This is a genomic window from Streptomyces sp. NPDC058697 (assembly GCF_042715345.1).
Taxonomy (GTDB): Bacteria; Actinomycetota; Actinomycetes; order Streptomycetales; family Streptomycetaceae; genus Streptomyces; species Streptomyces liliifuscus.
Genome location: NZ_JBHXSU010000015.1, coordinates 242,570 through 250,974 on the forward strand (window position 1 = coordinate 242,570; position 8,405 = coordinate 250,974).

General features: G+C 69.2%; 8 protein-coding genes. 3 read left to right on the forward strand and 5 right to left on the reverse strand.

Translation table 11 applies throughout. The features are described from left to right. Window positions 1-215 precede the first annotated feature (215 nt). The 5 genes from ACFWXQ_RS31010 to ACFWXQ_RS31030 form a co-directional block, all read right to left on the reverse strand. Window positions 216-995 (reverse strand): succinate dehydrogenase iron-sulfur subunit, encoded by a 780-nt coding sequence (locus ACFWXQ_RS31010; RefSeq protein ID WP_200396256.1) that lies wholly within the window; start codon window positions 993-995, stop codon window positions 216-218. Further along, complete coding sequence (gene sdhA, locus ACFWXQ_RS31015) at window positions 995-2,752, reverse strand: succinate dehydrogenase flavoprotein subunit (RefSeq protein WP_383952816.1); 1,758 nt, start codon at window positions 2,750-2,752, stop codon at window positions 995-997. Before sdhA ends, ACFWXQ_RS31010 begins: the two co-directional genes overlap by 1 nt. Window positions 2,753-2,771: 19 nt before the next feature. Beyond that, on the reverse strand, window positions 2,772-3,257 hold the full coding sequence (locus tag ACFWXQ_RS31020) for a succinate dehydrogenase hydrophobic membrane anchor subunit (RefSeq protein ID WP_383952818.1): 486 nt from the start codon (window positions 3,255-3,257) through the stop codon (window positions 2,772-2,774). A gap of 8 nt (window positions 3,258-3,265) precedes the next feature. Further along, window positions 3,266-3,646, reverse strand: coding sequence for a succinate dehydrogenase, cytochrome b556 subunit (gene sdhC / locus ACFWXQ_RS31025; RefSeq protein ID WP_079053671.1), 381 nt, complete (start codon window positions 3,644-3,646; stop codon window positions 3,266-3,268). 532 nt (window positions 3,647-4,178) lie between these two features. Beyond that, on the reverse strand, window positions 4,179-4,703 hold the full coding sequence (locus ACFWXQ_RS31030; RefSeq protein WP_383952826.1) for a 2-oxo-4-hydroxy-4-carboxy-5-ureidoimidazoline decarboxylase: 525 nt from the start codon (window positions 4,701-4,703) through the stop codon (window positions 4,179-4,181). 443 nt (window positions 4,704-5,146) lie between these two features. Between ACFWXQ_RS31030 and ACFWXQ_RS31035 the strand changes: the two genes are divergently transcribed. The 3 genes from ACFWXQ_RS31035 to ACFWXQ_RS31045 all read left to right on the forward strand — a co-directional run bounded on the left by ACFWXQ_RS31035 (window position 5,147) and on the right by ACFWXQ_RS31045 (window position 8,180). Continuing rightward, on the forward strand, window positions 5,147-6,733 hold the full coding sequence (locus ACFWXQ_RS31035) for a glycoside hydrolase family 20 protein (RefSeq protein ID WP_383952828.1): 1,587 nt from the start codon (window positions 5,147-5,149) through the stop codon (window positions 6,731-6,733). Between the two features lie 232 nt (window positions 6,734-6,965). Then, a complete protein-coding gene (locus ACFWXQ_RS31040; RefSeq protein WP_383952820.1) occupies window positions 6,966-7,484 on the forward strand; it encodes a hypothetical protein in 519 nt (172 codons plus the stop codon). Window positions 7,485-7,583: 99 nt separating this feature from the next. Further along, window positions 7,584-8,180 carry a hypothetical protein gene (locus ACFWXQ_RS31045; protein WP_383952822.1) on the forward strand — a complete coding sequence of 199 codons (597 nt, stop codon included), beginning with the start codon at window positions 7,584-7,586 and terminating at the stop codon, window positions 8,178-8,180. Window positions 8,181-8,405: the final 225 nt, after the last annotated feature.

Sequence of the window (8,405 nt, forward strand, 5' to 3'; positions counted from 1 at the left end):
GGGAGCTTGGTCGGCAACCGACACCCACCACAGAACAAGCAGCCGCAGCCCCAGCCGCGTACGACCAGGTCTTCCCCGCGCCATGACCACCCCCACCCCACGTAGGTGGAACGAGTATGCCGCCAAGTCCCTTGTACGCACAGCATGTACGCGACGAAGGCCCCGCCCCCGGTAGTCCGGGGAGCAGGGCCTTCGGCAACGTACGGCCGTGGAGGTCAGAACCGACGAGTGATCAGTGCCCTCTTCACTTCCTGGATCGCCTTCGTTACCTCGATGCCTCGGGGGCAGGCGTCCGTGCAGTTGAATGTGGTGCGGCAGCGCCAGACGCCGTCCTTGTCGTTCAGGATTTCGAGGCGCTGTTCGCCCGCTTCGTCACGGCTGTCGAAGATGAAGCGGTGGGCGTTCACGATCGCGGCCGGGCCGAAGTACTGGCCGTCGTTCCAGAAGACCGGGCAGGAGGACGTGCAGGCCGCGCAGAGGATGCACTTCGTGGTGTCGTCGAAGCGCTCGCGGTCCTCCGCCGTCTGGAGGCGTTCCCGGGTCGGCTCGTTCGTGTCCTTCGTGATGAGGAAGGGCATGACGTCGCGGTATGCCTGGAAGAACGGCTCCATGTCCACGACCAGGTCCTTCAGGACCGTCAGGCCCTTGATGGGCTCGACCGTGATCGGCTTCTCGGGGTTGATGTCCTTGATCAGCGTCTTGCAGGCAAGGCGGTTCCTGCCGTTGATCCGCATCGCGTCCGAGCCGCAGATGCCGTGCGCGCAGGACCGGCGGAACGTGAGCGTGCCGTCCAGGTCCCACTTGATCTTGTGCAGCGCGTCCAGGACGCGCTCCTTCGGGTCGATCTCCAGCTGGAAGTCTTCCCAGACCGCCTCCGCCGAGACCTCGGAGTTGAAGCGGCGGATGCGGAACGTGGCGGTGATGTACGGGGTGTCGGCGAAGCCGGCCTCCGGCGCGCCGGCGCTGTCCGCCTTGTCCAGGGTGGGGGTAGCCATCAGTACTTACGCTCCATCGGCTGGTAGCGGGTCTGGACGACCGGCTTGTAGTCGAGACGGATGGACTCGGTGCCGTCGTCGCCGACCTCGCGGTACGCCATGGTGTGGCGCATGAAGTTGACGTCGTCGCGGTTCGGGTAGTCCTCGCGGTAGTGACCGCCGCGGGACTCCTTGCGGGCGAGGGCGGAGACCGCCATGACCTCGGCCAGGTCCAGGAGGTTGCCGAGCTCGACGGCCTCCAGCAGGTCGGTGTTGAACCGCTTGCCCTTGTCCTGGATCGAGACGTTCCGGTACCGCTCGCGCAGCTCCGCGATCTTCTCCACGGCCGTCTTGATCGTCTGCTCGGTGCGGAACACCATGACGTTGGCGTCCATGCACTCCTGCAGCTCGCGGCGGATGTCCGCCACGCGCTCGTTGCCCGTGGACGACCGCAGCCGCTCGATCTGCTCGACGACCAGGGAGGCCGGGTCCTCGGGCAGCTCTACGTGCGAGGCGACCTTCGAGGAGTACTCCGCCGCGGCGATACCCGAGCGGCGCCCGAACACGTTGATGTCCAGGAGGGAGTTCGTGCCCAGGCGGTTCGCGCCGTGGACGGACACGCAGGCGACCTCGCCGGCCGCGTACAGGCCCGGGACGACCGTGGTGTTGTCCGACAGGACCTCACCCTCGACGTTCGTCGGGATGCCGCCCATCGCGTAGTGCGCGGTGGGCTGGATCGGGATCGGGTCCGTGTAGGGCTCGATGCCCAGGTAGGTACGGGCGAACTCGGTGATGTCCGGGAGCTTGGCGTCCAGCTGCTCCGGCGGGAGGTGCGTGAGGTCGAGGTAGACGTGGTCGGCCTCGGGACCGCAGCCCCGGCCCTCACGGATCTCCGTGTAGATGGACCTCGAAACCACGTCTCGCGACGCCAGGTCCTTCATCACCGGCGCGTACTTCTCCATGAAGCGCTCGCCGTCCTTGTTGCGGAGGATGCCGCCCTCACCGCGGGCGCCCTCCGTCAGCAGGATGCCCATGCGCCAGATGCCGGTCGGGTGGAACTGGAAGAACTCCATGTCCTCCAGCGGCAGTCCGCGACGGTAGACCGCCGCCTGTCCGTCACCCGTCAGCGTGTGCGCGTTCGACGTCACCTTGAAGAACTTGCCGGTGCCGCCGGACGCGTAGATCACGGCCTTCGCCTGGAAGACGTGGATCTCACCGGTCGCCAGTTCGTACGCGACGACACCGGCCGAGTGCTTGACGCCGTCGACCTCGGTGATGAGCTGGTCGAGGACGTAGAACTCGTTGAAGAACTCCACGCCCTCCTTCACGCAGTTCTGGTACAGCGTCTGGAGGATCATGTGGCCGGTGCGGTCGGCCGCGTAGCAGGACCGGCGGACCGGGGCCTCGCCGTGGTTGCGGCTGTGACCGCCGAAGCGGCGCTGGTCGATGGTGCCGTTCGGGGTGCGGTTGAACGGCAGGCCCATCTTCTCCAGGTCGAGGACCGCGTCGATGGCCTCCTTCGCCAGGATCTCGGCGGCGTCCTGGTCGACCAGGTAGTCACCGCCCTTGACCGTGTCGAAGGTGTGCCACTCCCAGTTGTCCTCCTCCACGTTGGCCAGCGCGGCGGCCATGCCGCCCTGCGCGGCGCCCGTGTGGGAGCGGGTGGGGTAGAGCTTCGTGAGCACGGCGGTACGGCTGCGCTTCGTCGCTTCGATCGCGGCGCGCATGCCGGCGCCGCCCGCGCCGACGATGACTGTGTCGTACTTGTGGATCTTCATGATTCTCGTAGCCCCGGATCTAGCGGATGTTCGGGTCGAAGGTGAAGATCACCAGCGTGCCCAGCAGGATGGTGAACACCGTGGCCGTGTAGAGCAGGCCCTTGAGCCACAGCCGGGTGTTCGCGCGCTCCGCGTAGTCGTTGATGACCGTACGCAGGCCGTTGGCGCCGTGCAGCATCGCCAGCCACAGCATCAGCAGGTCCCACGTCTGCCAGAACGGGGACGCCCAGCGGCCCGCCACGAAGGCGAAGCCGATCTTGGAGACTCCGCCGTCGAGGACGAGCTGGATCAGCAGGTGGCCGATGACGAGGACGACGAGGACGATGCCGGACAGACGCATGAAGAGCCATGCGGCCATCTCGAAGTTGCCACGGGTGGACTTCGGGGTCTTCTTCGTCCGCTTGCGCGGGGCCTCGATCAGGGGCGCCGGGTTGTCGACGCCGTAGAGGGACTCGCCCTCGACGGGGCCGATGCCGGAGGCGGCGGTCTTCTCAGTGGTGGACATTGTTGGCGTCAGCTCCCGAAGACTTCACGAGCGGCGTGGCCGAGTACGGGGTACAGGGCCCCGACCATCAGCACGACCCAGATGCCGACCACGGTCCAGAGCATCTGCTTCTGGTACCGCGGTCCCTTCGACCAGAAGTCGACGGCGATCACACGCAGGCCGTTGAGCGCGTGGAAGAGGATGGCGGCGACGAGGCCGTACTCCAGCAGCGCGACGATCGGCGTCTTGTAGGTGGCTACGACCTTGTCGTAGTCCTCGGGGGAGACACGGACAAGAGCGGTGTCCAGCACGTGTACGAACAGGAAGAAGAAGATGAGGACGCCGGTGACTCGATGAGCCACCCATGACCACATTCCTTCCCGGCCGCGGTACAGCGTTCCAGCCGGCACGGAAGAACCCTCCGGGAGCGGGGATTGGGGCCGCGCCGGCTTCTGTGTCGGACGGGCCCGGCCGGGTACGGTCCACCGGCCCTGGCCATCGTAGCGACGTGTTGTCGGAACGTTTACGGCGGGCCTACCGATGTGATCGAACCGGCAGTCATATGGGACACGGACGGGCTACTCCGTAGGTGGGGCGGGGCGGCTACGGGGGTGGGGCTTTGTGTGGTTTGCCGGGTGCGGGTTGGTTGTGGCTGGTCGCGCAGTTCCCCGCGCCCCTAAAAGATTGCGCAGTTCCCCGCGCCCCCAAGAGGGCCTGCGCGCTGTTCCCCGCGCCCCCAGGAAGGCCTGCGCGCTGTTCCCCGTGCCCCGAAAACGACTGCGCCGACCCCCGCGCCCCCATAAAGAGACCTGCGCCGATCCCGCGCCCCCAAAAAAGACCTGCGCCGTTCCCCGCGCCCCCCAAGAGGCGGCGGCGCCCCCGCGCCCCTGCGGACTTCCCCGCGCCCCCAAGGGGCCGGTCCCCGTGCCCCCGGACGTGTCGTTACGAGACCGCGCAGTTTCCCGCCGGTCTGAAGGACCTGGTGAGGCGGCCTCTTGCCAGGCGGCGGAGTTCTTCTGCTGTGAGGGTTCGTTCCTCGTCGGGATCGTTTGTCAATCGTGATCGGATTCCGGCCAGGACCTGGTCGAGGGACTCCTCGGGGGTCGTGCCGTCCAGGCAGATGACGAAGACGTGGCCGAAACGGCTCTCGTAGGCGGCGTGGGCGGCGCTCAGGGCGGTGTGGGCCGCGGAGTACGCGCCGTCCGGGAGGAGCGTGAGCGATTCGCAGGCCAGGGCCTCGGCGAGATCGCCGGGGGTCAGGTCGTACGCCGCCTCGTCGGCCGCGGCCAGCAGGGCGTCCAGGTCGGGGTACGGACGGTGGGCGGCGACCCGGCGGGCCCAGCGGTGGCTGCCGCAGCAGGCGAGGAGGGCGCGCTCGGCCTCGTCGGCGGGCATGCCGTTGAACCCGTCCAGACCGGTGGGACGGGTTCCGGTGGGGTCCGGCGCCGAGCGGGTCTGCCCCGGCAGTTCCGAGGGTCCTGAGGGCCCTGAGGGCTCGGGGGACTCCGAGGGCTCCGAGGGCTCCGACGGGTCGGTCAGGTCGGACCGGGCGGACGGGGCCGGAATGGCGACCGACTGGCCGGGGAGGCGGGAAGGACGGTGCGCGGGCAGCGTGGGTTCCTCGGCGGTTCGGTGACGCTCGGATGTGCGCCACGCGTGGTTCGGCAGGGGGTCAAGTGAGAGATGTGTCATCACGCTATCGAGGAGTGACGTGACCTGTCCGACGGATGCCCGAATATCACCCGTAAGAGAGAGTTTAAGAACGGGCGGTGGACGGCGGCCCCGGGTGACGGGGCCTAGGTTCACAGTGAAGGCACAGCGTACGAGAGTGATCGCAGGAGGGTGAGTGGTCTGTGGTGAACGGGCGTGGGCGCAGGGCTTCGCGGTCTCTGCCGGGCGGCAGGAGGACTCTGTTGGTCGGTGCGGGCGTGGCGGTCGCGGCGGGTGCCGCGCTGACCGTCGGGCTCTGGCCGAGCGGTGACTCCGGCTCGCCCTCGTCCCAGCGGCCCTCCGGCGGGAGATCCGCCCTGGCGCCGACACCGTCCACTTCGCCCACTCCGTCACCCAGTCGGACGTATCCGCTGTCGAAGACTCCGCGGACCATCCCGGCCGTACGGGAGCACACCCCGGCGCGCGGGCCCGGCTGGCGTCCCGGGAAGGGCGGGCGGGTCGTCGTGGGCGACGACGCGCTCGCGGACGAGGGGCGGCTGCTCGCCGGGGAGCTGGGCCTGGCCTACGCGGACTCCGGCGGAGCGCGGGCCGGTGACGTGGAGCTGGGCCTCACCGACGAGGACGCGAACGCCGAGTCGTACACGCTGACCGTGAAGGACGGGCGGGTGCGGATCAGCGGGACGGCCGAGGCGGGCGTCTTCTACGGCACGCGCACGCTCAAGCAGGAGGTGCGCGCCGGCGGCACGGCACCCGAGGGAGTCGTACGGGACTCGCCGGCCAAGCCGCAGCGCGGGTTCATGCTGGACATCGCGCGCAAGCACTTCACGGCCGGGTGGATCGAGGCCCGGATCCGTGAGCTGGGGGAGCTGAAGTACAACCAGCTCGGGCTGCACTTCTCCGACGACCAGGGCTTCCGGATCGCCTCCGACTCGCACCCCGAGGTCGTGTCGAAGCAGCATCTGTCGAAGGCGGAGGTGCGGCGCATCCTCGCGCTCGCGGCGAGCCGGCACATCACCGTCGTGCCCGAGATCGACTCGCCCGGCCACCTGGGCGCGGTGCTCGCCGCCCACCCGGACCTCCAGCTCCGCAACGTGCGGGGGGTGGTCTCGCAGGGCTCGCTCGACATCTCAAAGCCCGCGTCCGCGAAGATCGTGGACGACCTGCTGAACGAGTACGCGGGTCTCTTCCCCGGGCGGTACTGGCATCTCGGCGCCGACGAGTACCGGGCGCTGACGGTGTCGAACCCGGCGGCCTCGTATCCGCAGCTGGCCGCCGCCGCGAAGGACAAGTACGGCTCGGGTGCCGGGATCGCGGACCTCGCGACCGGGTGGCTCAACGACCGGGCCGACGTGATGCGCGGGCACGACCGGACCCCGCGGGCCTGGAACGACGGGTTCTTCGCCGGGGGCACCGTGCAGGCCGACGACGACATCCAGGTCGCGTACTGGACGGGCAAGGAGATCGGCGCGCGGCAGCCGGCCGAGTACCTGCGCGCCGGGCGCGAGGTCGTCAACTACAACGACGAGTACCTGTACTACGTGCTCGGGCAGCCCAACGCCTTCGTCTACCCGACCGGGCAGCGCATCTACGAGCAGTGGACCCCGCTGGTCGTGCGCGGCACGACGCCGGTGCCGCGGGAGTACGACGACCAGATCCTCGGCGGCTACTTCGCCGTCTGGTGCGATCTCTCGGCGTCGCAGACGCAGGACCAGGTCGCGGCGGGGATCCGGATGCCGCTGCGGGCGCTGACACAGAAGCTGTGGGATCCGCGGAAGCCGGCGATGTCGTGGGCGGAGTTCAAGGGGCTCGCGGGGGAGCTGGGCTGACGCTACGGATGACACGGGCGGTACGGGCGGTACGGATGGGGCCGGCGGTGCGTACGGGACGGTCGTGTCGCGTGGACGTCAACACCCAGGTGACGGTATGCAGGACGAAAAGGCCTGGCCTGGATCACGCGCCGGGGTGGTGTAGTTGCGGCGGCTTGCCCGTTTCGGTGGCGAACTGCCGTGCGTGTGTGGTGTATTCACGCTGGCCGAACCGATACACCGGGGGAGCGGGATGGGCTACTGGGGATATTTCGTCGTAGGCAGGAGCGAGCAGCCGCTCGCGGAACTGGAGGCGCTGGCGGGCGCGACGGGTCTGACGCTGCACCAGACGGCGGACGACGGCTGGCAGGTGTGGGAGTACCCGAACGCTCCCGACGACCCTGCCAAGGGTGACGTCGGCAACATGAACGACCTGGCCGAGGAGACGGGCGCGCCCGCGCTCTTCGGGTACGTGATGGACAGCGACTGCGTGGTCGTCGAGGCGGCCGCGCCCGAGAGCGGGTCCTGGACGACCTGCCTGGACAGGGACGCGATGGCCGGGTACCTCGGCGGCAACGAGGACGGGCTGGCCGTCGACGACTTCTTCCTCGAACCGCACGACGCCGTCGGACGGGCCGTCGCCTGGGCCGCCGAATCGGGGCGTCCCGTGCCCGAGGAACCCCTCCTCGACGTGCTCACCGCGGACGCCGATCCGTCGGCCGAGATGCTTTTCTTCCGATTTCTGGACCGGCTCGGCGTTGTCCCCATGTAGATTTCGGCCAACTCGCAGTGTGACGTTCCGGCCACAGTGCACGCAGTAAGGGGAAGTGCGGGCTCCGTTACCAGAGGCGGCCCCACCGAGGGAGGCGTGATGAGCCTGGTGGAACTGATCGCTCAGGCCGATGAGCGTGGTCTTGCGGCGAGCGGTCTGGCGTGTCTGGACCGGTGCGTGCCGCTGTTGGGCGGCGACGACGAGATTCTGCGGCCGTTGTGGGCGAGCCTTGCCGAGAGTGAGGGGTGGGGTGAGGACCAGGGGTGGGGTGAGGACTGGGGGGAGCGGGTCGAGCAGGCGCGCGCCAAGCTCGACCTGTCCGGTGTCCCGGAGGGCGGGGTGTTCGGTGAGGGGGAGGCCGTTGTGCTCGCGCACCGGATGCTCGGTGCCGTTCCTGTGGACCGTGCCGCCGGGAGTCTTCGTGAGTGGGCGGACGCCTGCTCTGTCGCGGCGCTCCAGATTCACCGGCTCCTCGATGCCGCGAGCGACGGTGCGTCTTCGGTGACGGCTCGGCGTGAGGGGCGTACGCAGGACATGTCGCCCCTTGTCGCGGCCGAGTTGCGGCGCCAGGTCGCCATCCTGGAGTTGTTGTCCGCCCATGGGCCGGCGGGGCTTCGTCAGGCGCTGGCGCTGTCGACGGAGGGGCGGCGCGTGCTGCGCGCGGTCGTCTCGCGGCGGGCGCGCGGGCGCGTCTGAGGGTTCCTCGCCCCCGCCGCCCCTACCCGTCCCATCCCTGGGGGCTCCGCCCCCAGACCCCCGCATCGCGCTCCGCGCTCGTCCTCAAACGCCGGACGGGCTGGGTTGTGTGTGCGGGTTCGTTGTGGCTTGTCGCGCAGTTCCCCGCGCCCCTAAAGGCCTAAAAGCCTAGGGGCGCGGGGAACTGCGCAGTCTTTTGGGGGTTCGGGGGCGTAGCCCCTGAGT